The organism is Paraburkholderia sp. SIMBA_027 (assembly GCF_046535315.1).
In the GTDB taxonomy this organism is placed as follows: Bacteria; Pseudomonadota; Gammaproteobacteria; order Burkholderiales; family Burkholderiaceae; genus Paraburkholderia; species Paraburkholderia tropica.
On the sequence record NZ_JAWRWY010001647.1, the window covers coordinates 1 to 234 of the forward strand.

The window sequence follows — 234 nt, forward strand, 5'->3', positions numbered from 1 at the left end:
GGTCAGGTTGGGCATGGCCGAGACCATGCTGTCGATGGCGAAGTCGATCTGGCCACCCATCAGGTCGATGGCCATCGGCGCCTGGCCCTTGTAGGGAACATGCACGGCGCGCGCACCCGTGGTTGATTCCAACAGCGCGGAAGACAGGTGTTGGGGCGTGCCGTTGCCGGAAGAACCATAGGTGTAGCGGCCGGGGCTGGCCTTCAGTTCGGCCAGCAGCGCCTGCGCGTCGCG

At 66.2% G+C, this 234-nt stretch carries 1 protein-coding gene; it reads right to left on the minus strand.

The genetic code is table 11. The features are described 5' to 3' along the window. The coding region (locus SB764_RS44770; protein WP_410867407.1) for a tripartite tricarboxylate transporter substrate-binding protein at positions 1-234 on the minus strand (234 nt) is incomplete at both ends.